Raw genomic sequence first — 23,870 nt, 5'->3', positions numbered from 1 at the left:
GCTTACGGCGCGGATGGAATAAGGGCGACGGGACCGCGAGGTCCGAGAGGGACTGCAAGGCAGGATTTTGAACATGGCGACAGGCGCAGCGACACACGACGATCACGCCCATGATGATCACGCCCACCATCCGACCGGATGGCGGCGTTATCTCTACTCCACGAACCACAAGGATATCGGTACGATGTACCTTATCTTTGCGGTGATCGCGGGCATCATCGGTGCTGCGATGTCGATCGCGATCCGTGCCGAGTTGATGTATCCGGGCGTCCAGATATTCCACGAGACGCACACCTATAACGTGTTCGTGACCTCGCACGGCCTGATCATGATCTTCTTCATGGTCATGCCGGCGATGATCGGCGGGTTCGGCAACTGGATGGTGCCGCTGATGATCGGCGCGCCGGACATGGCGTTCCCGCGCATGAACAACATCTCGTTCTGGCTGCTGCCGGCCTCGTTCGCGCTGCTGCTGCTCTCCACCTTCGTCGAGGGTGAGCCGGGCGCCAACGGCGTCGGCGCCGGCTGGACCATGTACGCGCCGCTGTCGACCTCGGGCCACCCCGGACCGGCGGTCGATTTCGCGATCCTGTCGCTGCATCTTGCCGGTGCGTCGTCGATCCTCGGCGCCATCAACTTCATCACCACGATCTTCAACATGCGCGCGCCGGGCATGACCCTGCACAAGATGCCGCTGTTCGTCTGGTCGATCCTGGTGACGGTGTTCCTGCTGCTGCTGTCGCTGCCGGTGCTCGCCGGTGCGATCACGATGCTGCTGACCGACCGCAATTTCGGCACCACCTTCTTCGCCGCCGACGGCGGCGGCGACCCGGTGCTGTTCCAGCACCTGTTCTGGTTCTTCGGCCACCCCGAAGTGTACATCCTGATCCTGCCGGCCTTCGGCATGGTCAGCCAGATCGTCTCGACCTTCTCGCGCAAGCCCGTGTTCGGCTATCTCGGCATGGCCTACGCCATGGTCGCGATCGGCGGCATCGGCTTCGTGGTGTGGGCGCACCACATGTACACCGTCGGCATGTCGTCGGCGACGCAGGCCTATTTCGTCGCCGCCACGATGGTGATCGCGGTGCCGACCGGCGTGAAGATCTTCTCCTGGATCGCCACGATGTGGGGCGGCTCGATCGAGTTCAAGGCGCCGATGATCTGGGCGGTCGGCTTCATCTTCCTGTTCACCGTCGGCGGCGTCACCGGCGTCGTGCTGGCCAATGCCGGCGTCGACCGCGTGTTGCAGGACACCTACTACGTGGTGGCGCACTTCCACTACGTGCTGTCGCTCGGCGCCGTGTTCGGCATCTTCGCCGGCTGGTACTACTGGTTCCCGAAGATGTTCGGCTACATGTACTCTGAGCGCATCGCCAAGGCGCACTTCTGGTTCACGTTCGTCGGCGTCAACCTGGTGTTCTTCCCGCAGCATTTCCTCGGTCTGTCGGGCATGCCGCGCCGCTATGTCGACTATCCGGATGCGTTCGCCGGCTGGAACCTGATCTCGTCGTACGGTTCCTACATCTCCGGCTTCGGCGTCCTGATCTTCATCTACGGCGTGATCGATGCCTTCGTCCGCAAGGAGCAGGCCGCGAACAATCCGTGGGGTGCGGGTGCGACCACGCTGGAGTGGACGCTGACCTCGCCGCCGCCGTTCCACCAGTTCGAAGTGCTGCCGCGCGTGCAGTAAATTCAAGGCCGCGGCGCACCCTGGGTGCGCCGCGCTCTCTTAAGAAGCGAGACCTGATCTTGTCGGTTGTCGATCACAATGCCATCGAGTTGCCCCGGATCTCCGAGGCCGAAGTGGGCGATTACATCGCGCTGTTGAAGCCGCGCGTGATGTCGCTGGTGATCTTCACCGCGCTGGTCGGTCTGATGATCGCGCCTGATCATGTGCATCCGGTGCTGGCGTTCACCTCGATCCTGTGCATCGCGGTCGGCGCCGGCGCGTCCGGTGCGCTCAACATGGCCTATGAGGGCGACGTCGACGCCCTGATGACGCGGACCGCCAACCGGCCGATCCCGCGCGGCCGGATCACCCAGACCGAGGCGGCCGCGTTCGGCATCACGCTCGCCTTCTTCTCGGTGATGACGCTCGGCATCCTGGTCAACTGGGTGGCGGGCGCGCTGCTCGCCTTCACCATCTTCTTCTATGCCGTGATCTATACGATGTGGCTGAAGCGCTGGACCGCGCAGAACATCGTGATCGGCGGCGCCGCCGGTGCGCTGCCGCCGGTGGTGGCATGGGCCGCCGCGACCGGCTCGCTCTCGGTCGAGCCGATCCTGCTGTTCCTGATCATCTTCTTCTGGACCCCGCCGCATTTCTGGGCGCTGGCGCTGTTCCGCAGCGACGACTATGCCCGCGCCGGCATTCCGATGCTGCCAGTGGTCGCCGGTCCCGACGCGACCCGCTTGCAGATCCTGCTTTACACCATCGTGCTGGTCGCAATCGCGCTGGCGCCGTGGCCGCTCGGCTATTTCGACGCGATTTATGGCCTCACCTCGCTGGTGCTGGGTGCCGGTATGCTGTGGCTCGCCATCGAGGTCTATCGCCGCCGCGAGGGCGCCGCGGCGAACCGCGCCACGCGCCGGCTGTTTGCGTTCTCGATCCTTTACCTGTTCGCGCTGTTTGCCGTTCTCCTCGCCGAGGTGGTGGTCCGCGCGGTTGTACCTGTCTTGATCGGATAGGGACGCCGGGGGGCAAGATGGGGGCGCATGGGATATCAATGGACGAGAAAAACGAACCAGAAGGCATCGTCCTCACCGAGGCGCAGCTCAAGAGCCGCCGCCAGCGTTCGATCGCCATTGCGCTCGCGCTCGGCGTCATGGTGCTGCTGTTCTTCGCCGTCACCCTCGTCAAGGGGCCGGCCGTGCTGGTGCGGCCGCTGTGAGTGAGATGGAGCACCAGGCACCACAGCAAGGCGAGGGCGGCAAGGTCACCCGTCGCACGCTGACGCGCGACGCCCTGGTCGCCTCGATCTGCGGCTTCGTCGTGGTGCTGATGGTCGGCGCTTCCTACGCGGCCGTGCCGTTCTACAACTGGTTCTGCCGCACCACCGGGTTCAACGGCACCACCCAGGTCGCGACCTCGGCGCCGACCGACAAGCCGCTCGATCGCACCATCACCGTCAGCTTCGATTCCAACGTCGCGCCGGGCCTGCCCTGGAAGTTCGAACCGGAGCAGAACAAAATCGACGTCAAGATCGGCCAGGTCGTCACGGTCTACTACACCGTGACCAACCAGTCGGCGCGCACCACCACGGCGCAGGCGTCCTACAACGTCGCCCCGCTGACCGTCGGCGCCTATTTCCAGAAGATCAACTGCTTCTGCTTCACCGAGCAGACCATGGCGCCCGGCGAGAAGCGCGAGATGGCGGTGGTGTTCTATGTCGATCCGGCGCTGGCCAAGGACAGCGAGAACGACACGCTGAAGGACATCACCTTGTCGTACACTTTCTTCCCCGTGCGCGACCCCGCGCCGAAGCCCGTGGCGGCCGGCGAGGTGGAGCAGCGCAAGGGCGGCGGCTAGTTTTGGAATTTCAAGATTAAGACGTGCCTTGCGGCACGCGAATGGAGAGACGGCAATGGCTGAGGCGCAAGTCAAGCATCACGACTATCATCTCGTCGACCCGAGCCCGTGGCCGGTGGTCGGCTCGATCTCGGCCTTCGTCATGGCGTTCGGCGCGATCGGCTGGATGCACCACATGTACTCCGCCGCGCCGATCGTGTTCGGCCTCGGCACCATCGGCGTGCTCTACACCATGGCAGGCTGGTGGGGCGACGTGATCAAGGAAGCCCAGTACAAGGGCGACCACACCCGCGTGGTGCAGATCAGCCACCGCTACGGCATGATCCTGTTCATCGCCTCCGAAGTGATGTTCTTCGTCGCCTGGTTCTGGGCCTTCTTCAACTCGGCGCTGTTCCCGGCCGATGCGGTGCACGCCACCCGCGACGCGGTGTTCGGCTGCGGCCCCGGCACGGCGATGGGCGCCTGCTCGGTCCCCGGCACCTGGCCGCCAAAGGGCATCGAGACCTTCGATCCCTGGCATCTGCCGCTGCTCAATACGCTGCTGCTCCTGACCTCGGGCACCACCGTCACCTGGGCGCACCACGCGCTGCTGGAGAACGACCGCCAGGGCCTCAAGCAGGGCCTGATTCTCACCGTGATCCTCGGCGCCTGCTTCACCTGCGTGCAGGCCTATGAGTACGCCCATGCGACATTCTCGTTCGGCGGCAACGTCTATGGCGCGACCTTCTTCATGGCGACCGGGTTCCACGGTTTCCACGTGCTGGTCGGCACCATCTTCCTGCTGGTCTGCCTGATCCGCGCCTATGCCGGCCATTTCACGCCGAAGCAGCACCTCGGTTTCGAGTTCGCCGCCTGGTACTGGCACTTCGTCGACGTGGTGTGGCTGTTCCTGTTCATCTGCATCTACGTCTGGGGCCACGGCGCCGAGGCAATGGCGCACGGCGCACACTAATCTCAGGCCGACGTGCTAAGAGGGGGCGGCCCGATGGCCGCCCCTTTGCTTTTGAAGAGACCGATGACCGACACCCCGCCCACCGTGACCGACAGCGCCTTGCGCGGCATCGCCTGCCGCTGCCCGCGCTGCGGCAAGGGCAAGCTCTATGCCGGCTTCCTGACGCTGGCGCCGCGTTGCGAGTCCTGCGGCCTCGACTTCGCCTTCATCGATGCCGGCGACGGGCCGGCGATCTTCGTCATCATGCTGGCTGGCGCCATCGTGGTTGCGGCGGCGCTGATCGTCGAGGTGAAGTACCAGCCGCCGTTCTGGGTACATGCCGCGCTGTGGCTGCCGTTGATCGTGGTGACCACGATCCTGCCGCTGCGTTCGATGAAGGCGCTTTTGATCGCGCTGCAATTCCACCACAAGGCCGCCGAAGGCCAACTGATCGAGCGCGACCCGAAATGAATGAGACCACCACGACCCGTCGGCCGAGCGCGGCCGGCTTCGGCCTGTTCACGTTGATCCTGATCGCGGTGTTCATCGCCCTCGGCGTCTGGCAGTTGCAGCGCCGCGTCGAGAAGCATGCGCTGATCGCGGCGCTCGACGCTCGGCTCGCCGCGCCGACCGAGGCGCTGCCGCCACCCTCGGCATGGCCGACGCTGACCTCGGCGAAGGATGAATTCCGCCGCGTCACCCTGACCGCGACCTACGCCAAGCTGCCCGATGCGATGGTTTTCAGCTCCGGCTCCGGCGTGCGCGACGACATTTCGGGCCCCGGTACCTGGGCGTTCCTGCCGGCGAAGCTCGCCAGCGGCGAGATTGTCGTGATCAACACCGGCTTTGTCCAGAACACGATGCAGGACCGTGCCTTCGAGGATCGCGTCACCGGCCGCCTCGTCACCGGCGCGCCGGTCGAACTCACCGGCTATATCCGTTATCCCGAGCCGCCGGGCCGGCTGACGCCGAAGGAAGATGCATCGAAGCGGCTGTGGTTCGTGCGCGACCATCGCGCCATGGCGCAGGCGCTCGGCTGGGGCGAGGTCGCGCCGTTCTATATCGATCTTGCGGCGCCGGTGCCCGACAGCGGGACGCCGAAGCCGGGGCCGCTGAAGGTCCACCTCAAGGACGACCACATGCAATACGCCATCACCTGGTTCTCGCTGGCCGCCGCGGTCACGATCGCCTTCGGCCTGTGGTGGCGCGGCCAGCGGCGCAGGGTGTGACAGGCTAACAAAATGAAAGCGCGCGTCGCCATGGGAGGCGCCGCGCTCGTTTGATCAGCCGACGATGCTCAATGCGCCGCAGGCGCGGCGCCGCCGAGCTTGATGTTGCGCAAGGTCAGTGCCAGCGGGATCGCCGACAGCGCGATCAGCATCAGGACCCAGAACGCATCCATGTAGGACAGGAACGAGGCCTGGGTCTGCACCTGCTGGCCGATCCACTGCACCGCCTGCTGTTGCGCCTGCAACAGCGAATTGCCCTGGGCGACGAAGAAGTCGGTCATCCGGTGCAGCGTGTCCTGGTACTGCGGGCTCGACGGCGTCAGCTGCTCGACCAGCCGGCTCTGGTGGAACTGCTCGCGATGCGTCAGCACGTTGGAGACCAGCGAGACGCCGATCGAGCCGCCGGTGTTGCGCGCCGCGTTGATCAGTGCCGAAGCCTGGTCGGTCTTGCCGGCCGGGATGCCGTCGTACGACGCCGCCATGATCGGAATGAAGATCAGCGGCAGGCCGACGCCGATCAGCATTCGCGAGCGCGCCATGTACCAGAAGCCGAGATCGCCATAGACATTGGTCATGCTGTACATCGAGGCCGCGATGACCAGCGCGCCGAGGATGATCAGATATTTCGGCTGCACCTTGGCGGCGAGCCGGCCGACCACGAACATCATCGCCATCGTCACCACGCCGCCGGGCGACAGCACGAGGCCGGCCCAGGTCGCGGTGTAGCCGAAATCCTGCTGCACCAGCTGCGGCAGGAACTGGGTGGTTGCGAGCAGGATCGCGCCGGTCGCCAGCATCACGAGGAAGCTCGCGCCGAATTGCCGGCTCGCGACCATCCGCAAATCGATCATCGGATTGCGGCGGGTCATCTCCCACGGGATCATCAGCACGAATGCGACGGCGCAGACCGCCGTTGACATGACGATGAAGGACGATCCGAACCAGTCATCCTCCAGGCCACGGTCCAGCGTCACCTCGAGCGCGCCGAGGAAGGTCGCGACCAGGGCGAAGCCGATGAAATCGAACGAATTGTCCTGCTTCTTGTCCTTGGGCTTTGCTGGCTCCTGCAGCACCGCCGCGATCAGGGCGATCGCGAACAGGCCGACCGGGGCGTTGATCAGGAAGCACCAGTGCCAGGACAGGTTATCTGACAGCCAGCCGCCGAGCGTCGGCCCGACCACCGGCGCCACCACGACGGCGATGCCGAACACCGCAAATGCCTGGCCGCGCTTGGACGGCGGAAATGCGTCGGCGAGGATCGACTGCGCCACCGGAACCATGCCGCCGCCGCCGAGGCCTTGCAGGATCCGGAACAGCAGCAGCGCGTTGAGGTTCGGCGCGAAACCGCACAGGATCGAGCTCACCGTGAAGATGCCGAGGCAGATCAGGAAGAACGTCTTCCGCCCCAGCATCTTGGCGAGGAAGCTGGAGGCGGTGAGGATGATGGCGTTGGAGACCAGGTAGCTCGTCACCACCCAGGAGGCTTCATCCTCGCTGACGCCCATGCCGCCGGCGATATAGGGCAGCGCGACGTTGGCGATGGTGGTGTCGAGCACCTCCATGAAGCTCGCCAGCGCGACCACGATGGCGATCAGCCAGGGATTGACGGTGACGCGCGGCGCCGGGAAGCTTTGGGCATCGATTGCTGCTGCACTCATGACAGCCTCCTGCGATCACAGTCTGCCAAGACGCTCGATCAGCGACGGCGCGGGATTGATCCGCACGGTGGGCACCACCGACATGCCCGGGCCGAGCGCGACGTCGGTCGGCGGGTTGTCCATCACGATCTTCACCGGCACGCGCTGCACGATCTTGACGTAGTTGCCGGTGGCGTTCTGCGCCGGCAGCAGCGAGAACGCGGTGCCGGAGCCGGGCTGCACACTCTCGACATGGCCGTTGATGGTACGGCCGGGATAGGCGTCGATCCGCATCGTCACCTTCTCGCCGGGGCGCATCTTGTCGAGCTGGATCTCCTTGAAGTTCGCGGTGACCCAGGTCTGGTCGGGCACGAACATCGTCAGGTTGGTGCCGGCCTGCGCGAGCTGGCCGACCGCGGCGGAGAGGTTGACGACGCGGCCGGGCTGCGCGGCGGTCACCGTCGTATAGGACAGGTTGAGCTTGGCCTGGTCGCGCTGCGCTTCGGCTTGGGCGAGGTTGGCGACCGCGCTCTTGCGCTGCGCTTTCAGCGATTCCACCTGGCGCTGCGCCAAATTCAGCTGCGCCTGTGAGCTCAGCAGCGCGGACTGCTGCTGATGCAGTTGCGAGGTGTATTGCTCGGAATTCTGCACCGTGCCGTAGCCGGTCTGCTCGAGATGCTGGTAGCGCGTCGCCTGCTGCTGGGCGAATGTCAGCGCGGCCTGCGTCTGGTCGACCTGGGCCTGATTGGCCGCGATCTGCGCCTGCTGCACGTCGAGTTGCGCATCGACATTCTCGATGCTGGCCCGGGCGGCGGCGACCTGGGCCTCGGCCTGCGCCAGTGCGACCTGGTAATCGCGGTCATCGAGCCGGGCGATCACGTCGCCGGCCTTGACGTGCTGGTTGTCGGTGACGGGAACCGCGGTGATGTAGCCGGAGACCTTCGGGGCGAGCGCCGATTGCCGCGCCGCGATGAAGGCGTCGTCGGTGGATTCGAAATGCTCGGCGTAGTCCATATAAAGGTACCCGCCGCCGAGCGTGGCGGCGAGCAGCACGGCGCCGATCGCCGAGACCACCGGGCGGCGGCGCAGGAAGCCACGCGGCGCCTTGTCGGGGTCTTCCTGAATAGCTGCCGGCGGCGTCGGCTGCCTATCGGCCGGGCGCTCCTGCGCCGGCGCCTTTGCGGTGGTCTCCGGCCGGTCGGACCTGGTGTTGGGCTCATGGGAGGCGGGAACCGAGGGCGCGCCCTCGATGGCTTCGTGCCCCGGTTGGTCGCGCTCCAAAACAGTGTCTTCGAACATGATGGCTGCTCCTGGCTGATAAGCGAGGTCTGCAAGGCCTGCGCAAAAGGGAACGAGACCGTTCCGTTTATCCGCGACAAATAGTCTCGCCGCAGCGCAGCGTCAATAGGAACGGAACTGTACCGTTCTATTTACAACTAGATGTGATAGGACTATATTACCGGGCGTTACCGGTACGACCGGCCAATGGAACCCAGGGGAAGGCAATGACAACCAGTACCTTGAGGAAGCCGCGGACACCCAAGGCAAAGCTAGTCGAGGTGCGCGCCGGCCGGCCGCCGAAGGAATTGGCCGGCGAGGTCGACGCCCGCATCTTCGATGCCGCCCGTCGGGTCTTTCTCCAGCGCGGCTTCGAAGGCGCGAGCATCGACGAGATCGCCGAAGTCGCGCGCTCTGGCAAGCGCACGATCTATGCGCGCTTCCGCGACAAGCGCGCGCTGTTCACCGAGGTGGTGACACGGGACATCCTGTCCCGCATCGCTGAGTTCAAGGCGGATGCGCCGGTCGGCGCGACGGTGGAGGAGCGCCTCACCAGCGTTGCCTCGACCCTGCTGCATTGGGGGTTCGACGCCGACCGGATCGGCCTGATGCGGCTTGCCATCGCCGAGGCGCACCGCTTCCCCGATCTCGCCGCCACCGTCAACCGCAGGGCGCGCGCACTCAGCACCGAGCTCGGCGTGCACCTCTTGCACGACCTGACGCAGTCCGACGAACTCGGCAGGCTGCCGGCCTTCTCGCCAAAGCAACTGCCGACCACCGCGCGCCTGTTCCTCGACATCATCGCAGTGCCGATGCTGCTGCGGGCGCTGTTTGAGGTGGATCTGAAGGCGCTCGACCCGGAGATCGACGCACATGTCGCGCGCGGCGTCGCGTTCTTCGTCGCTGCATGTCGGAATGGATTCCAGGTCGAACCCGATTGATCCGGGAGTTGATGCCGGACGAATCCGCGCGCCGGGTTGCGGGAGCGGGTTGTTGCAAGGCCTGCTGCGCCCTCCGCAGCGAGCGGAGGCGCACGCTATCCGACGTTTCATGAATTTTCGATCACGGGCTGAATGTCGGGGACAGCTCGCGCGTTGTCATGAAATTGCAATGCGGCGTTGGTCAGATCGTCATCTGCTTAGCCTGCGGGTCGGACCACCAGCGCGGCTAGGGCGGGGTCACTCGTGTTACGCGGCCGGGTGGCCCCGCTGGTGGCCGGAGGCGGCGTTCCGGCTGAACCGTCAGCCGGTAAGCGATCAGCATCGATCCATCGAAGACCTCGAGCGCAGTCTCGCAGACCGGGCAGCGGTATTCGCCGTTGCTGCCGGGCTCGGACCAAAGCTCCAGCCGCCACTTTCTCATCCGCACGTCCCCTCAGCTGACGTCCACGGATGACTGTTTAGCAAGTCCAGAGCCACGGGGCCATGTTCCGCGGCGATATCTCGGTTGCTGCGATCGTCTCAGCCTGCCTGGAAGCCGGGATTCGCTGGGGCTCAGCCCGGGGCGCGCTCCACCGCATGGCGCAGCCAGACCATGCCGCCTTCCAGCGTCTCGCAGTGCGTGAGGCGGAGCGACTGGCCGGCCCCGGGACGATCGCCGTCCGGGCCGTGATAGTCGACGATGCATTGCGATCCGGCGACGCCATCGACCGCCGGAAAGATCAACGTGCTGAATTCGTCGATCAGCCCGTGCTTGAGAAATGCGCCGTTGATGCCGCCGCCGCCCTCGAGCAGCAGCGTCTTCGCACCGAACAGGGCGGCAAGCTGCGCCATCGCACCCGCCAGATCGTCACCTTTGGCGCCGGCGAAGACGTAGGACGCGCCGTCCTCGCGCAGTTCGGCGAGATGGGCGTCGGAGACCTGTTCGCCGAGCACCGCGACCGCGTGATCGCCGCCGACATTGTCCTTGCCGAAATGCACGCGGCCCGATGGATCGATGCCAACCGCGAGCTTGCGGCCGTCGCGGTTGCCGAGATGCGGTTCGCGCGGCAGCTTCGGCGGGTTCTTGATCTGCCGTTCGGTGCCCTTGGCCATCTCGTTCATGGTGACGCGACCGATGATCCATCCGTCGGCATTGAAGCCGTCGTGGATCTTCTCGTAATGGGCACGCAGCACGTCGGCCGCGATGCCGGCGGCAGGCTTGGTGAAGCGGCTGGGATGAAGCCGGCCGTCGATCGACGTGCCCATGTGGCAGATGATGTGAGGGCGCATGAGACAAACTCTTCGGTGAAGCGGTGCAGTGATGACGGTGCGGCGGGACCACGGCTACTTCTGATCTAGGCAGCCGCAGCCACTTTCTCAACGCCGACAACACGGCGGTGGTTCAAACTCCGCGCCGGCTCTCAATCGAACCAGCCGCGCCGCTTGAACCAGAACAATGGTAGCAGGCCGCTGGCGACGATCACCGCGCAGGCCAGCGGATAGCCAAATGCCCAGCCCAATTCCGGCATGTCCTTGAAGTTCATGCCCCAGACGCCGACCAGGATGGTCGGGGGCACGCCGACCACCGACACGATAGTCAGGATCTTGAACAGGTCGTTCTGCTGGATGTTGATGAAGCCGAGCACGGCGTCGAGCAGCAGCTGAATCTTGTCGGACAGCCTCGTCTCGTAGTCGCCGAGCGAGGCGACATCGCGCGAAACCGCCTCGAGCCGCCGCTTCGATGCGGACGTGATCCATTCATTGCCGACGTCGTCGGCGAACGACGCGACCCGGCCGACGCCGAGCAGCATGTCGCGCGCCTTCGCCAGGCGATCGGCCAGTTCGCCGATATTCTCGAGCGCTTCACGTAGCCTGCGGCTGGAGCGCACCGGGCGCTTGGTGCGCACCAGGCCACCCTTGAAGACGCCCCGCGACAGTTGATCGGTCTTGGCGCCGAGGTGCTCCAGCACGTCGGCGCCGCGATCGACCATGGCTTCCAGCAGCGCGGTGAACACGCACATGCCGTTTTGCAGGCTCTTGTCGGTGTCGATCCGCTTCATGACATCGTCGAACGTGCTCAACGCCGCGAACCGCACCGTGACCAGCACGCGCGGGCCGATGATGAAGCCGATATTGGTGATCTCGGCCTCGTTGTTGGCGTCGAGCCGCACCGCCGGCGAGCTCAGATAAAGCCGGTCGTGGTCGCTGATGAGGCGGCTGGAAGCCTCGATCTGGCCCAACGAGCTCTCGGTGGGGACGCGGATGCCGAGCACGCGCTCGACGAACCGCTTTTCCTCCTCCGAGGGAGTAAGCAAATCGATCCAGATAATCTCGGACGGCAATTCGGCGCCGATGCTCTGCCAGTCATCGGTCGCCGACCTGTAGAGCTTTAGCACCTGGTGGGGCTCCGTACGGGTTTTCGCGGGCTGCGGCGCACGACAATAGCGAGGCCCGCTGGCCGGTTCCATGCATCAGGCCGGGGCAGGCCAGTTGCGAAAGCCGGCGTGACGGGTGAGCGAGGTGGGGCGTATGGCCATCATGGGGCGCAGGAGCCGCGTATCGCAAGGCTTGACCGAAAATAGGGTACCCCCCTATACTACAATCATGTCACACACGATCAAGCACAAGTCCAAGCTCGTCGGCCGCGTTCGCCGCATCAAGGGTCAGCTAGAGGCCGTTGAGCGGGCGCTGGAGGCCGAGATCGGCTGTGCCGACGTGTTGATGCTGGTGGCGTCGGTTCGCGGCGCCATCAACGGACTGACTGCGGAATTGCTCGAGGATCACATCCGCCATCACGTCGTGGATCCCTCCCGGGAAAAGGACCCCGAGAAAGCCCAGGGCGCCGCTGACCTGATCGACGTCGTTCGCACCTATTTGAAGTAGCGCTCGCCCGGAAGTGAAGCACATGGCCGATCTGTCTCAGCTGCTCCAGCAGGGCAGCGCCCATGCATGGCTGTTCATCCCAAGCGCGATCCTGCTCGGCGCACTGCATGGTCTCGAGCCCGGCCACTCCAAGACGATGATGGCGGCGTTCATCGTCGCGATCCGCGGCACGGTGTTGCAGGCGGTGCTGCTCGGCCTGTCGGCGACGATCTCGCACACGGCAATCGTCTGGATCATCGCACTCGCGGGTCTGCATTTCGGCCAGCAATGGTCCGGTGAACGCAGCGAAGCCTGGCTGCAACTGGTGTCGGCGGTGATCATCATCACGATCGCGGCCTGGATGGCCTGGCGCACCTGGCGCGAGCAGCATTCCGAACACGATCATCACCATGACCACGATCATCATCACGACGAAACGCGCCAGCTGGTGCTGGCCGGGCAGCCGTTGACGCTCGAAATGTTCGAGGACGGCGTGCCGCCGCGCTGGCGGTTGCGGAGCGACGCCGGCGCGCTGCCGGGCGCCGGCGAGGTTGAAGTCGTCACGATCCGCTCCGACGGCAGCGAGCAATATTTCCGCTTCGCCGAGCAGAACGGCTATCTGGAGAGCATCGTTGAAATTCCGGAGCCGCATGCCTTCAAGGCGCGCGTGTCGGTGCGGGCGGACAGTGTGGAAATCCTGTTCGAAGAGCATGACCACATGGATCTCGGCGATGCCGACGATGCGCATGCGCGCGCGCACGCCGCCGACATCCGCAAGCGCTTTGCCGGGCGCACGGTCACGACCTGGCAGATCATCCTGTTCGGCCTGACCGGCGGCCTGATCCCGTGTCCGGCGGCGATCACGGTGTTGTTGCTTTGCCTCCAGCTCAAGCAGTTCAGCCTCGGCTTCGTGCTGGTGCTCTGCTTCGGCATCGGCCTTGCGATCACCATGGTCTCAGCCGGCGTTGCGGCCGCGCTGGGCCTTCGTCATGTCGAACGTCATTGGAGCGGCTTCAGCAGCTTCGCCCAGCGCGCGCCCTACGTATCGGCCGCGCTGATCGTGCTGGTCGGTCTCTACACCGGCTGGTTGGGACTGCACGGGATCGTCGCCTAGCCGGTCATGCCATTAATCCGATGCGGATGCTTGATCCGCTCCGTCAGATCCGACCGAGGGGTATGGGCACGACAGCCGTCGCCGGGATGGCCAGGAGAGGATATCTAGGCTCCCGCTGCATCCCGTAGCTTGGCTAGCGCTGCTTCCACCACGTCGCGGGTGTACGGTTTCTGCACCACCGGCGCTGATTCCAGTTCGGCCGGGATCGGGGCGCGTTCGCCGTAGCCGGTGGCGAACACGAAAGGCACCTTCAACTCCGACAGCCTAGTCGCGACGGGGATCGAGTTCTCCGAGCCGAGGTTGAGGTCGAGCAGCGCGAAGCCCGGTGTGCTGCGCTCGATTGCGGCGAGCGCCTGCGACACCGAGGCGGCCGTCTCGACATGGCGCGCGCCGAGTTCGAGCAGGATCACCTCCGCACCCATGGCGATGATCAGATTGTCCTCGACGATCAGCGCCGTTCCGGAAATGCGTTGCGCGGCATCGGCTTCGGATTCGAGCTTGGTTGCGATACCGGACATCGACATCAGTTCCACAAAATTCGCCGGGATCGTGAATTTCGCCTGCACGCCGAGCAGGTCGAAACGCAGCTCGGCGTCGCCCTTGAGGTCGAACGGGATCGAACGTTCGATGATCGTGGTGCCGAAGCCGCGCCGCGAGGGCGGCTGTACCGGCGGCCCGCCGCTCTCCTTCCAGTCGATGACGAGGCTCGAATTGCGGTCGAGCTTCCAGACGATCTCGACCTGCCCGGTGGAGTCGGCCAGCGCGCCGTATTTCGCCGAGTTCGTCATCATTTCGTGGACCACGAGCGCGAGCGTCGCGAACGCCTTGGGATCGAGCGCGACGTCCGGGCCGCCCATCTGGATGCGTCCGGCCCGGGAGCCGAGATACGCGCCGGCCTCCGACTCCACCAGCGTCTTCAGCGCGACCGGCGCCCAGTTCAGGCTGGTGATCTGGTCATGGGCGCGGGCCAGTGCCTGGATCCGGCCGCCGAGAACGCCGGAGAACTCCTCGACGCTGGTCGCGGTGTCTTTGCTCTGGGCGACGAGGCCGCGCACCAGTCCAAGGATGTTGCGAACGCGATGATTGAGCTCGGCGATCATCAGCTCCTGCCGCTCCTGCGCGCCCTTGCGCTCGCGCGCGGCGAGGTCGGCGAGTTGCAGGATCACTTCAAGAAGAGTGATCCGCAGGCTCTCGGCGATATGCAGGTCGGCCTGCGTCCAGGGCTTGGATTGGCCATGCACCACCTCCTGCCACAGCTCGAAGCTCTTGCGCGGCGTCAGCCGCGGACCGTGCGGACCCGTGGTGTAGACCTTCTCGGGCGCACCGCCCCAGTTGACCGATTGGGTCACCTCGCGGCGGAAGAAGATCAGGCAGTCGCGCGGCACCCGCGAGATCGGCACCGCGAGAAAGCCCGCGGCGCGGTCGCGGAAAGCGCCGCCGGCGGCATAGACCTTGGCGATCTCCGCGCTCGCGGTGATGCGGCCTGGCGAGGTCCGGTTGATGAAGCCGACCAGATCTTTGACCTCGGCTTCCGTCGGCGTCTGGCCGGACAGCTTGATCTCGCCATTGGACCAGATCGCGATGCCGTCGCATTCGATCATCTTGCGATAGTCGTCGACGAAATCGAAGATTGCGCGCTGGCTGTGCTCATGGGTCGCGGCGGCCTCGATCAGCCGTTCCTGGATCTGCTGGGCGCGCGTCTCGTAGGCAATGGTCGCCTCGCGCTCGCGGGTCTCCAGGATCCAGGAGAACATCTGGCCGAACAACTCCGCCGCGGTGCGACGCTCGAACGAGATGTGGTGCGCGGAGTAATGGTGGCAGGCGAACAGCCCCCACAGCTTGCCGTCGCGCAGGATCGAGACCGACATCGAGGCGCCGACGCCCATGTTTTGTAGATATTCGATATGGATCGGCGACACCGAGCGCAGCGTGCTCATCGAGAGATCAAGCAGGCCCGCGCTGTGGGTCGCCGTCGACAGCAGCGACACCGGGGCCGCATTGACGTCGGCGATGATGCGCAGCCAGTTGCGGGTATAGAGCGCGCGTGCCTGCTGCGGAATGTCTGAGGCCGGGTAGTGCAGGCCGAGGAAGGTTTCGAGACCGGCCTTGGCGACCTCGGCGATGACCTCGCCGGAGCCGTCGGCGGCGAAGCGATACACCATCACGCGGTCGAAGCCGGTCAGGACCTTGACCTGGCGCGCGGCTTCCTGCGCCAGGTCGGTGATGCCACGGGTCTTGCGCACCCGGCCGAGCATCAGGCGGACCAGCTCGCCCGAGTTCACGTCAGGCTCGATTACCGACGGTTCGGCCTCGATCACGAGATAGGCGCCGGAGAAGTGGATGGCGACGTCGAACGGCCTTCCGCCGTCCTGCAACGTCACGCCGAACAGGCGCTCGGTGGCGTCCGGGCCGGTGAGATAGTCGACGCGGGTTCGGATCGCCTCGATCGCGGCGTCGGAGAAGATGCTCTCGAGCGGCCGCTGGAAGATCTGGCCAGGCTCGCGGCCGAGATAGCTCGCCACATTGTCCGAGGCCATGCAGACCGTGAAGTCCGATTGCAGTGCAATCAGGAAGCCGAACGGCTGCACGCTGCCGGGGATGTGGATCGGCTCGCGGTCGCAATTGGTGAGGTCGACTTGCAGCTTCATGGTTGGCTCGCGGCTGTGGCGAACAGGGCGAAGGCGCGGCGGGCGGGTACGATGACGTCATCCTCGTCGGTCAGCTCCGCAGCGTGGCGCTCGAGCAAGGCGAGGAAGCTCGGCCAGAGCTGCTCGCCGGTGCCATGTCGAAGAAAGCCGGTAGCGGCACGAATGCGGGCATTGGCCGTGCGGTCGACGTGCCGCAGCAGGTACGCCGCGCCGAGGCGGGAGCCTTCCAGCACATACAGGGTGCCGAGCAATGCAGGGCGATCGGCTATGGCGGGCGGATCAAGTGGCTGGACCGAGCCGCCGATCGCAGCGAGATCGGCCAGCATGGCGCGGCTGCGGGCGCGGCGATCCCAGTCGGCGACGAGCTTGCGAACCCCGCCCGCGATCAGCGCACGCTCCAGCGGCAGCAGCGCCGCGGCGTTGATCTCGAGGAAACGGCGATAGCCGGCGAGGGTGGAGAGGTCGATGGTCCCGAGCGTGGCGTCGAGGTCTGCGTGATCCGCGGCTGTGGCGGCTTTCAGGACGCTGCGGAGAGAGGTGCGAGGTCGACCGGCGAAATGGTTGGAGACGACGAGAAGCGGCGTCGGACTTGCAGTTTCCGGCATCAGAGTCCTTCAGGTATGAGCGCAATGATGGCCGGCGGCCGGGCGATCACTCGCACGCCAACGCCTGACGGAACTTCAGGTTCCGGAAAGCGCCATTATTTCGCCCGCATCGCCTCCGGCGTGTCCGGCTGGGCGGAAGGATGGGCCCTGGCGAAGGCCGGCAATGCCATGGCGGCCTCGTGGATGCGCTTCACGGTTGGCCAGGGCGACAGGCTGATCTGCTGGTTGATCGCCGCCGTGACGTGGCCGACCAGGCAGATGTCGGCGACGGTCGGCGTGTCGCCGTGGCAGAAACGGCCGGTCGCCTTGTGGCCGGCGAGGTGGCCTTCGAGCGCGGCCAGCGTCTCCACCGTCCAGTGCCGCCGCCAGGCATTCTGCTGGCTGTCGCGCAGATCGAGCTCGCGGTCGAGATAGCGGCGCACCCGCGGCGTGAGCAGCGGATGGCCCTCGCAGGCAACGATCAGCGCCAGCCCGCGCACCCGGGCGCGGCCGAGCGCATCGGCCGGCAGCAGCGGCGGATCGGGATAGGTCTCGTCGAGATAGTCGATGATTGCCAGCGACTGGAACAGCACCGTGCCGTCGTCGGTCACCAGCGCCGGCAGCGCCATCTGCGGATTGATCTTGCGATAGGCATCGGCGCGATGCGCGTCGGCGTCGATGTCGACGAACACGGCCTCAGTCGGCACCTGCTTGAGGTTGAGCGCGATCCGTACCCGAAAGCTCGCCAGCGATCGCCAGAAGGAGAAGAACTGCATGGGGCACGCGCTCCATTCTTCTTCCCTCTCCCCTTGTGGGAGAGGGGGGACGCGATGCGGCGGCATCGCGGACGGGTGAAGGGCCTGTCTCCGCGGACAAAGACCCCTCATTCGTCGCGGACAATGTCCGCGACACCTTCTCCCACAAGGGGAGAAGGGAGGAAAGAGCTACCCCGCCCCCACCTTCTTCTTCCGCCACGCCAGATGCACGCCGCAGGTGCAGCCGGCCGGGTGCGAGGCCAGTTCCTTGGATGTCTCGTCATTGGCGGGCGTCGCGGCCGGTGCGATCACGGTCTCCTTGGCAGCTTCCTGCGATGGGATGTAGTTCAGGATCGGCGCCAGCCAGCGCTCGATCTCGGCGACCGTCATGGCCTTGCGGGCGGCATAGTCCTCGACCTGGTCGCGCTCGATCTTGCCGACGCCGAAATAGAAGCTCTCCGGGTGGCTGAAGTAGAGCCCGGAAACCGACGAGCCCGGCCACATCGCAAAGCTCTCGGTCAGCGTCACGCCAGCAGTGTTCTCGGCATCGAGCAGCTTGAATAAGGTCTGCTTCTCGGTGTGGTCGGGCTGCGCCGGATAACCCGGCGCCGGACGGATGCCGTCGTATTTCTCCAGGATCAGTTCGTCCGCCGACAGGGCCTCGCCGGACGCGTAGGCCCAGAACTCCTTGCGTACGCGCTGATGCATGCGCTCGGCAAAGGCCTCCGCCAGGCGATCGGCCAGCGCCTTGCACAGGATCGACGAGTAGTCGTCATTGGCGTTCTTGAAACGGTCGGCGACCGCGTCCTCGCCGATCCCCGCCGTGACCACGAAGCCGCCGATATAATCCGGCACGCCGGTCTCGACTGGCGCGATGAAATCGGACAGCGCGGCGTTGAACCGGCCCTCGCGCTTCTCGAGTTGCTGACGCAGCGTGTGCAGGGTCGCGATCGTCCTGGTGCGGGTCTCGTCGGCATAAACAGCGATGTCGTCGCCGACGGCGTTGGCCGGCCAGAAGCCGATGGTGGCGCGGGCAGTGAACCACTTCTCCTGGATGATCTGGTCCAGCATCTTGCGGGCGTCGGCATAAAGCGAGCGTGCAACTTCGCCGACCACGGCATCGTCGAGGATCGCCGGGAAGCGGCCAGCAAGCTCCCAGGTCTGGAAGAACGGCGTCCAGTCGATGTAGTCGGCGAGCTCGGCGAGATCATAGGCGTCGAAGCTCTTCAGCCCGAGGAATGCCGGCTGCTTCGGCGGCGCCGCGGCGAAGTCGATCGTGACCTTGTTGGCGCGGGCGTCGGGAAGCTTCAGCCGCCTCTTGTCGGCCTGGGCGCGGAAATGCGCCGCGGAAATCTTGGCGTATTCGGCGCGAACCTCGGCGGCATAGGCCTGCTTCTTCTCCGTCGACAGCAGCGAGGAGGCGACGCCGACCGCGCGGCTGGCGTCGTTGACATGCACGACCGGGCCGCCCGGATAGTTCGGGTCGATCTTGACGGCGGTGTGCACGCGGCTCGTGGTGGCGCCGCCGATCAAAAGCGGCACGTTCATGCCCTGCCGCTCCAGTTCACCGGCGAGGAAGCTCATCTCGTCGAGCGAGGGCGTGATCAGGCCGGACAGGCCGATGATGTCGGCGTCCTCGGCCTTGGCGGTCTCGATGATCTTGTTGGCGGGCACCATCACGCCGAGGTCGATGACCTCGAAATTGTTGCACTGGAGCACGATGCCGACGATGTTCTTGCCGATGTCGTGGACGTCGCCCTTCACGGTGGCGAGCACGATCTTGCCGGCCGTGTTGCGGCCCTCGGCGCCGCCATTGGCCCGGTTGCGCGCCTTCTCCTCCTCCATGAACGGCATCAGATAGGCCACCGCCTGTTTCATGACGCGCGCCGACTTCACGACCTGCGGCAGGAACATCTTGCCGTCGCCGAACAGGTCGCCGACCACGTTCATGCCGGCCATCAAGGGCCCCTCGATCACGTCGAGCGGGCGCGTCGCGTTCTGCCGCGCGGCCTCGGTATCGGCCTCGATGTACTCGGTGATGCCGTGTACCAGCGCGTGGCTGAGCCGCTTCTCGACCGGCCATTCGCGCCAGGCGAGATCCTGCTCCTTAGTCTGCTTCTCCTTGCCGCGGAATTTTTCCGCCAGCGCCAGCAGCCGCTCGGAGGCACCGGGATCGCGGTTGAGGATCACGTCCTCGCAGACCTGACGCAGCTCGGGATCGATGTCGTCATAGACGATCATCTGCCCGGCATTGACGATGCCCATGTCCATGCCGGCCTTGATGGCATAGTACAGGAACACCGAGTGCATCGCCTCGCGCACCGGTTCGTTGCCGCGGAACGAGAACGACAGGTTGGAGACGCCGCCCGAGATGTGGGCGTGCGGCAGGTTCTGCCGGATCCAGCGCGTCGCCTCGATGAAGTCGACGCCGTAATTGTTGTGCTCCTCGAGGCCGGTCGCGATCGCGAAGATGTTCGGATCGAAGATGATGTCCTCGGGCGGAAAGTCGAGCCGCTCGACCAGGATGTCGTAGGCGCGCTTGCAGATCTCGGTCTTGCGCTTGAACGTATCGGCCTGTCCGGTCTCGTCGAACGCCATCACCACCACGGCCGCGCCGTGGCGCTTGGCCACCGTCGCCTCGTGCAGGAACTTCTCCTCGCCTTCCTTGAGCGAGATCGAGTTCACGATCGGCTTGCCCTGGATGCACTTCAGGCCGGCTTCGATGACGTGGAATTTCGAGGAGTCGACCATGACCGGTACGCGGGCGATGTCCGGCTCGGAGGCGACGAGGTTGAGGAACTCGACCATCGCCTTCTCGGAATCGAGTAGGCCTTCGTCCATGTTGACGTCGATGACCTGGGCGCCGTTCTCGACCTGGTCGCGCGCCACCTGAAGCGCCGCGGTGTAGTCGCCCGCGGTGATCAGCTTGCGGAAGCGCGCCGAGCCGGTGACGTTGGTACGCTCGCCGACGTTCACGAACGGAATGGCGTCGGTCAGCGTGAACGGCTCGAGGCCGGAGAGCCGCAGCCGCGGCTCGATCTCGGGCACGACGCGCGGCTTGTGGGGGGCGACGGCTCTGGCGATCGCCGCGATATGGTCGGGCGTGGTGCCGCAGCAGCCGCCGACGATGTTGACGAGGCCGGCAGCGGCGAATTCGCCGATCAGCCGCGCCATGTAGTCCGGCGTCTCGTCGTACTGGCCGAACTCGTTGGGCAGGCCGGCGTTCGGGTAGGCACAAACCAGGGTGTCGGCGACGCGGCCGATGTCGGCGATGTGGCCGCGCAGATCCTCGGCGCCGAGCGCGCAGTTGAAGCCGATCGTGATCGGCCTGGCGTGCTTCACCGAATGCCAGAACGCCTCTGGCAATTGCCCGGAGAGCAGGCGGCCGGATTTGTCGGTGATGGTGCCGGAGATCATCACCGGCACGTCGATGCCGCGCTCTTCCATCAGCTCGGCGATCGCGTAGAGCGCCGCTTTGGCATTCAGCGTGTCGAAGATGGTCTCGACCAGCAGCATGTCGGCGCCGCCATCCAGCAGGCCGCTGGCCTGTTCACGATAGGCCTTGCGCAAATCGTCGAAGGTCACCGCGCGGTAGCCGGGATTGGCGACATCGGGCGAGATCGAGGCGGTGCGGTTGGTCGGGCCGAGCGCGCCGGCGACGAAGCGCTCCCTGCCGTCTTCGGCCGACACGCGATCGGCCGCGGCGCGAGCGAGCCGGGCGCCTTGCAGGTTCAGCTCATAGGCGAGCTCCGACATGTCGTAGTCGGCCTGCGCGATCGAGGTCGAGGAGAAGGTGTTGGTCGCGACGATGTCGGCGCCGGCGCGCAGATACGCCGCGTGGATGTCCTCGATGGCCTTGGCTTGCGTCAGGATCAGGACGTCGTTGTTGCCCTTGATGTCGCGGTGGAAATCCTTGAAGCGCTCGCCGCGGAACGCGGCTTCGTCGAACAGCAGGCCCTGGATCACCGTGCCCATGGCGCCGTCGAGCACCAGGATCCGTTCGCGGGCAGCCGCGAGCAAGGCGGTACGCTTGGCAGAGACAGGAATCGACATGGATCAGGCAGCCTTCTGTGCGCCATTCGGCCGAATGCCGAGCAGATGGCTGACCGCGAACACCAGGTCCGCGCGGTTCATGGTGTAGAAGTGGAAGGTGTCGACGCCGCGCTTGAACAGCTTCTGCACCTGGCCGGCGGCAACGGTGGCCGCGACCAGCTTGCGGGTCTCGGCATCGTGGTCGAGGCCGTCGAACTTCTCGGCAAGCCAGCCCGGCACGCTGGTGCCGGCGCGGGTGACGAAATTGCGAGCCTGCTTGAAATTGTGCATCGGCATGATGCCCGGCACGATCGGAATCTCGATGCCGCGCGCCCGCACCTTGTCGACATAGCGATGGTAGAGGTCGTTGTCGAAGAACACCTGGGTGATCGCGCGTGTCGCGCCGGCATCGACCTTGGCCTTCAGCGTATCGATGTCGGCGTCGAAGTCGGCGGCTTCAGGATGCTTCTCCGGATAGGCGGACACCGAGATCTCGATGTCGGCGTGGCGTTTCTTGATGCCGGCGACGAGTTCGGCCGAACTCTGGTAGCCGTCCGGATGGGTGAAGTAGGGCGTGCCGATGCCGCCGGGTGGATCGCCGCGCAGGGCCACGATGTGGCGGACGCCGACCTCGTGATAGCGGTCGACGATCTCGTCGATCTCGCTCCGCGAACTGCTGACACAGGTCAGATGCGCGGCCGGCAGCAGATCGGTCTCGCGCAGGATGCGGGCGATGGTGGCATGCGTGCGCTCGCGGGTCGAGCCGCCGGCGCCATAGGTGACGGAGACGAAATTCGGCGTCAGCGGCGCCAGGCGATTGATCGTGTCCCAGAGCGTGCGCTCCATCTCCTCGGTCTTCGGCGGGAAGAACTCGAACGAGATTTTCGGAACGTTTGGCGCACGGTGCCCATTCGGCACGGGAGAAACGGTCTCGGTCATGATACGCAACGGCTCCGCGAGGCAGATGGCTGGCCTGGATATGGAGGCCCCAAGATAAGCGAAACGGGCCGGATCAAACAGCCCATCGGATATGGGAAATTGCCCATTTTAGGAAGAGTAGATGATAAAATCGGTGATCTGGGACGGCTAGTGGGTAGAAGGTTTGTCTAGCGGGGTACAAGTATAATTTATTGATATATAACAACTAAACTCATGATACTTGATCCGGTTGTGGATTGCAACTGTCCGTGGGCAGGATGACTTATGGATGAAATGATGTATTTTGTCCCAATATCCGTGACCGGTGCCGGCATTCCCTCGCGGGACAGCTCTGCACGCCGCGGGTCTTTGTCGCCTCATGACGCCACACTAGGCTGTCGGCCATGATCCCGCTCTCGGTCCTCGATCTGTCCGTCGTCACCACCGGCACCAAGCCTGCGGTTGCGCTACGCAACAGCATCGATCTGGCACGCCATGTCGATGGTCTCGGCTATGTCCGGTATTGGCTCGCCGAACACCACAACCTCGCCTCGGTCGCGAGCCCGGCACCCGATCTGATGATCGGCCAGATCGCGGCGGTGACGCAGCATATCCGGGTCGGCTCCGGCGGTGTGATGCTGCCCAACCATGCGCCGCTGGTGGTGGCCGAGCGGTTCAAGATGCTGGAGGCGCTGTTTCCGGGCCGCATCGACCTCGGCCTCGGCCGGGCACCGGGTACCGATGGTGCGACCGCCTACGCATTGCGCAGCCGGCTCGATCGCCGCGAGGGCGACGACTTCCTCGAGCGGCTGCACGAATTGACGTTGTGGGAGACGCGCGACTTCCCGGCCGGCCACCCCTATAACAATGTCGTGGCGATGCCGGACGATTCGCCGCTGCCTCCGATCTGGCTGCTCGGCTCGAGCGATTATTCCGCCGAGCTCGCCGCCCAGGTCGGGATGGGCTTTGCGTTCGCGCATCATTTCGCCACCCATGACGCTGTTGCGGCGATGTCGAATTATCGCGCGCATTTCAAGCCGTCGGGCTGGCGCGCGGCGCCGCAGGCGATCCTGGCGGTTGCCGCCGTCACGGCGGAGACCGACGCGGAGGCCGAGCGGCTTGCGCTGTCGGCGTCGTGACAGAAATCTGCAATCCGCTAGATCGGGATGACGTTAGGTTGAATCGGTTTGGCCACGAACACGATTCACCTCTCCCCGGCGGGGAGAGGTGAACTTCCGATGCCGTTCCAGCTCAACCTAATCCCATCCCGCTCTAGTCTAGAAAGGCACGCGGGCGTTTTCGGGAGGCCGGTGTCCGGTCGGTACGGAGGCCGAAGGAACGGACATCGGCACATCGCGTTCTCCTGAAAAGGGAGCTTGGCCATGCGCAAGGCGATCGCGCGGCTTGATGCGGAGCAGAAGGCGCAGCTGCTT

The 23,870-nt window shown here is 65.3% G+C and carries 19 protein-coding genes and 1 pseudogene; 11 read left to right on the top strand and 9 right to left on the bottom strand.

Translation table 11 applies throughout. From position 1 onward, the window contains the following. The first annotated feature begins 73 nt into the window (after positions 1-73). The 7 genes from ctaD (at position 74) to B2W55_RS08440 (ending at position 5,689) form a co-directional block, all read left to right on the top strand. Positions 74-1,690, top strand: a complete 1,617-nt coding sequence (gene ctaD, locus B2W55_RS08470; protein WP_024581820.1) for a cytochrome c oxidase subunit I — start codon at positions 74-76, stop codon at positions 1,688-1,690. 59 nt (positions 1,691-1,749) lie between these two features. Continuing rightward, positions 1,750-2,688, top strand: a complete 939-nt coding sequence (locus B2W55_RS08465) for a heme o synthase (RefSeq protein ID WP_024581821.1) — start codon at positions 1,750-1,752, stop codon at positions 2,686-2,688. 38 nt (positions 2,689-2,726) lie between these two features. Next, entirely contained in the window at positions 2,727-2,891 is a 165-nt protein-coding gene (locus tag B2W55_RS08460; RefSeq protein WP_024581822.1) for a hypothetical protein, read from the top strand. 5 nt (positions 2,892-2,896) lie between these two features. Continuing rightward, a complete protein-coding gene (locus B2W55_RS08455; RefSeq protein WP_024581823.1) occupies positions 2,897-3,529 on the top strand; it encodes a cytochrome c oxidase assembly protein in 633 nt (210 codons plus the stop codon). Between the two features lie 55 nt (positions 3,530-3,584). Continuing rightward, positions 3,585-4,481, top strand: a complete 897-nt coding sequence (locus tag B2W55_RS08450; protein WP_024581824.1) for a cytochrome c oxidase subunit 3 — start codon at positions 3,585-3,587, stop codon at positions 4,479-4,481. Between the two features lie 63 nt (positions 4,482-4,544). After that, the gene (locus B2W55_RS08445) at positions 4,545-4,931 is read left to right on the top strand and encodes a DUF983 domain-containing protein (RefSeq protein ID WP_029879233.1); all 387 of its coding nucleotides are present in this window, start codon (positions 4,545-4,547) and stop codon (positions 4,929-4,931) included. Further along, positions 4,928-5,689: an SURF1 family protein gene (locus tag B2W55_RS08440; RefSeq protein WP_024581826.1), complete on the top strand. Its 762-nt coding sequence runs from the start codon at positions 4,928-4,930 to the stop codon at positions 5,687-5,689. Before B2W55_RS08445 ends, B2W55_RS08440 begins: the two co-directional genes overlap by 4 nt. 68 nt (positions 5,690-5,757) lie before the next feature. On the opposite strand, the gene B2W55_RS08435 is transcribed toward B2W55_RS08440, so the two are convergent. After that, positions 5,758-7,347: a DHA2 family efflux MFS transporter permease subunit gene (locus B2W55_RS08435; protein ID WP_024581827.1), complete on the bottom strand. Its 1,590-nt coding sequence runs from the start codon at positions 7,345-7,347 to the stop codon at positions 5,758-5,760. 15 nt (positions 7,348-7,362) lie between these two features. Further along, positions 7,363-8,625, bottom strand: a complete 1,263-nt coding sequence (locus B2W55_RS08430; RefSeq protein WP_371412461.1) for an HlyD family secretion protein — start codon at positions 8,623-8,625, stop codon at positions 7,363-7,365. 206 nt (positions 8,626-8,831) lie between these two features. On the opposite strand from B2W55_RS08430, the gene B2W55_RS08425 reads away from it, so the two are divergent. Beyond that, the gene (locus B2W55_RS08425; protein ID WP_029879234.1) at positions 8,832-9,545 is read left to right on the top strand and encodes a TetR/AcrR family transcriptional regulator; all 714 of its coding nucleotides are present in this window, start codon (positions 8,832-8,834) and stop codon (positions 9,543-9,545) included. A 552-nt stretch (positions 9,546-10,097) separates the two neighbouring features. Here B2W55_RS08425 and B2W55_RS08420 read toward each other — a convergent pair. Together B2W55_RS08420 and B2W55_RS08415 are read right to left on the bottom strand one after the other, a co-directional pair. Then, positions 10,098-10,814, bottom strand: coding sequence for a dihydrofolate reductase family protein (locus B2W55_RS08420; RefSeq protein WP_024581830.1), 717 nt, complete (start codon positions 10,812-10,814; stop codon positions 10,098-10,100). Between the two features lie 131 nt (positions 10,815-10,945). Further along, positions 10,946-11,920 (bottom strand): magnesium transporter CorA family protein, encoded by a 975-nt coding sequence (locus B2W55_RS08415; protein ID WP_024581831.1) that lies wholly within the window; start codon positions 11,918-11,920, stop codon positions 10,946-10,948. Positions 11,921-12,128: 208 nt separating this feature from the next. On the opposite strand from B2W55_RS08415, the gene B2W55_RS08410 reads away from it, so the two are divergent. Continuing rightward, positions 12,129-12,407: a metal/formaldehyde-sensitive transcriptional repressor gene (locus B2W55_RS08410; RefSeq protein WP_024581832.1), complete on the top strand. Its 279-nt coding sequence runs from the start codon at positions 12,129-12,131 to the stop codon at positions 12,405-12,407. A 22-nt stretch (positions 12,408-12,429) separates the two neighbouring features. Further along, a complete protein-coding gene (locus tag B2W55_RS08405; RefSeq protein ID WP_024581833.1) occupies positions 12,430-13,500 on the top strand; it encodes a nickel/cobalt efflux transporter in 1,071 nt (356 codons plus the stop codon). A gap of 104 nt (positions 13,501-13,604) precedes the next feature. Here the strand turns inward: B2W55_RS08405 and B2W55_RS08400 are convergent, their stop codons facing one another. The 5 genes from B2W55_RS08400 to metF form a co-directional block, all read right to left on the bottom strand. Next, a complete protein-coding gene (locus tag B2W55_RS08400) occupies positions 13,605-16,148 on the bottom strand; it encodes an HWE histidine kinase domain-containing protein (protein WP_024581834.1) in 2,544 nt (847 codons plus the stop codon). After that, positions 16,145-16,753, bottom strand: a complete 609-nt coding sequence (locus tag B2W55_RS08395; protein ID WP_024581835.1) for a biliverdin-producing heme oxygenase — start codon at positions 16,751-16,753, stop codon at positions 16,145-16,147. The genes B2W55_RS08400 and B2W55_RS08395 overlap by 4 nt, the downstream gene beginning before the upstream one ends. 95 nt (positions 16,754-16,848) lie before the next feature. Further along, positions 16,849-17,508, bottom strand: a complete 660-nt coding sequence (maiA, locus tag B2W55_RS08390) for a maleylacetoacetate isomerase (protein ID WP_024581836.1) — start codon at positions 17,506-17,508, stop codon at positions 16,849-16,851. A 168-nt stretch (positions 17,509-17,676) separates the two neighbouring features. Beyond that, positions 17,677-21,540: a methionine synthase gene (metH, locus tag B2W55_RS08385; RefSeq protein ID WP_024581837.1), complete on the bottom strand. Its 3,864-nt coding sequence runs from the start codon at positions 21,538-21,540 to the stop codon at positions 17,677-17,679. 3 nt (positions 21,541-21,543) lie between these two features. Further along, the gene (metF, locus tag B2W55_RS08380; protein WP_024581838.1) at positions 21,544-22,458 is read right to left on the bottom strand and encodes a methylenetetrahydrofolate reductase [NAD(P)H]; all 915 of its coding nucleotides are present in this window, start codon (positions 22,456-22,458) and stop codon (positions 21,544-21,546) included. A gap of 383 nt (positions 22,459-22,841) precedes the next feature. On the opposite strand from metF, the pseudogene B2W55_RS08375 reads away from it, so the two are divergent. Then, positions 22,842-23,567: pseudogene (locus B2W55_RS08375) on the top strand (LLM class flavin-dependent oxidoreductase); the annotation flags it as partial. Positions 23,568-23,870 lie beyond the last annotated feature (303 nt).

It is taken from the genome of Bradyrhizobium sp. UBA2491, from assembly GCF_002341725.1.
In the GTDB taxonomy this organism is placed as follows: domain Bacteria; phylum Pseudomonadota; class Alphaproteobacteria; order Rhizobiales; family Xanthobacteraceae; genus Bradyrhizobium.
This window is presented reverse-complemented; position numbering and strand designations above follow the sequence as displayed.

What these genes read in the sequence shown, in the direction of transcription:
- B2W55_RS08410 (WP_024581832.1), top strand. Translation starts at nt 12,129, where the DNA reads ATGTCACACACGATCAAGCACAAGTCCAAGCTCGTCGGCCGCGTTCGC.
- B2W55_RS08445 (WP_029879233.1), top strand. Translation starts at nt 4,545, where the DNA reads ATGACCGACACCCCGCCCACCGTGACCGACAGCGCCTTGCGCGGCATC.
- B2W55_RS08455 (WP_024581823.1), top strand. Translation starts at nt 2,897, where the DNA reads ATGGAGCACCAGGCACCACAGCAAGGCGAGGGCGGCAAGGTCACCCGT.
- metF (WP_024581838.1), bottom strand. Translation starts at nt 22,458, where the DNA reads ATGACCGAGACCGTTTCTCCCGTGCCGAATGGGCACCGTGCGCCAAAC.
- B2W55_RS08435 (WP_024581827.1), bottom strand. Translation starts at nt 7,347, where the DNA reads ATGAGTGCAGCAGCAATCGATGCCCAAAGCTTCCCGGCGCCGCGCGTC.
- B2W55_RS08400 (WP_024581834.1), bottom strand. Translation starts at nt 16,148, where the DNA reads ATGAAGCTGCAAGTCGACCTCACCAATTGCGACCGCGAGCCGATCCAC.
- metH (WP_024581837.1), bottom strand. Translation starts at nt 21,540, where the DNA reads ATGTCGATTCCTGTCTCTGCCAAGCGTACCGCCTTGCTCGCGGCTGCC.
- B2W55_RS08440 (WP_024581826.1), top strand. Translation starts at nt 4,928, where the DNA reads ATGAATGAGACCACCACGACCCGTCGGCCGAGCGCGGCCGGCTTCGGC.
- B2W55_RS08460 (WP_024581822.1), top strand. Translation starts at nt 2,727, where the DNA reads ATGGACGAGAAAAACGAACCAGAAGGCATCGTCCTCACCGAGGCGCAG.
- maiA (WP_024581836.1), bottom strand. Translation starts at nt 17,508, where the DNA reads ATGCAGTTCTTCTCCTTCTGGCGATCGCTGGCGAGCTTTCGGGTACGG.
- B2W55_RS08395 (WP_024581835.1), bottom strand. Translation starts at nt 16,753, where the DNA reads ATGCCGGAAACTGCAAGTCCGACGCCGCTTCTCGTCGTCTCCAACCAT.
- B2W55_RS08420 (WP_024581830.1), bottom strand. Translation starts at nt 10,814, where the DNA reads ATGCGCCCTCACATCATCTGCCACATGGGCACGTCGATCGACGGCCGG.
- B2W55_RS08425 (WP_029879234.1), top strand. Translation starts at nt 8,832, where the DNA reads ATGACAACCAGTACCTTGAGGAAGCCGCGGACACCCAAGGCAAAGCTA.
- B2W55_RS08430 (WP_371412461.1), bottom strand. Translation starts at nt 8,625, where the DNA reads ATGTTCGAAGACACTGTTTTGGAGCGCGACCAACCGGGGCACGAAGCC.
- ctaD (WP_024581820.1), top strand. Translation starts at nt 74, where the DNA reads ATGGCGACAGGCGCAGCGACACACGACGATCACGCCCATGATGATCAC.
- B2W55_RS08405 (WP_024581833.1), top strand. Translation starts at nt 12,430, where the DNA reads ATGGCCGATCTGTCTCAGCTGCTCCAGCAGGGCAGCGCCCATGCATGG.
- B2W55_RS08450 (WP_024581824.1), top strand. Translation starts at nt 3,585, where the DNA reads ATGGCTGAGGCGCAAGTCAAGCATCACGACTATCATCTCGTCGACCCG.